Below are 457 nucleotides of genomic sequence, written 5' to 3' on the forward strand. Positions count from 1 at the left end.
TACCTCGCCAATCAACGCAAGCATTGATTTGGCGGAGAAAGGAGTGCTTCATGCGGTCGCGACGAACCTGAGTATATACTTGTAGGAAGCTCGGAGCTGGTTCGGTTGGTTTGGTTGCCATGTCGATACAGTTAATTACATATTAAAGATAGTAATAATCAGAGATATACACAACGTTTCTAGCCGAAAAGAGGCAAAATACCGTGCAACAGTCTCGAGCTGATAGAGTAGCGGTTCGTCCTTCTTCTTACCCTGCTCCTTGCCCTTCTCCTTGGGTCTATTGACCTCATGGTGATAGCCGATGCCACAGAGTAGACCGGGGTAGGTCGTCTTGAGCCTAAAGCCCTCAACACCCTCTAGGAGACCGTTGCACGACATTTAGCCGCCTTTCGGCTAGAAATGTTGTATATATCTCTGATTATTAATATATTTAACATGTAATTAACTGTATCGACAT

1 protein-coding gene is annotated in these 457 nt (G+C 45.1%); it reads right to left on the reverse strand.

The features are described from left to right. Nucleotides 1-135: 135 nt before the first annotated feature. Entirely contained in the window at nt 136-378 is a 243-nt protein-coding gene (locus HQ41_RS03135) for a hypothetical protein (protein WP_044187809.1), read from the reverse strand. Nucleotides 379-457 lie beyond the last annotated feature (79 nt).

It is taken from the genome of Porphyromonas sp. COT-290 OH860 (genome assembly GCF_000768935.1).
Lineage (GTDB): Bacteria > Bacteroidota > Bacteroidia > Bacteroidales > Porphyromonadaceae > Porphyromonas.

What these genes read in the sequence shown, in the direction of transcription:
- HQ41_RS03135 (WP_044187809.1), bottom strand. Translation starts at nt 378, where the DNA reads ATGTCGTGCAACGGTCTCCTAGAGGGTGTTGAGGGCTTTAGGCTCAAG.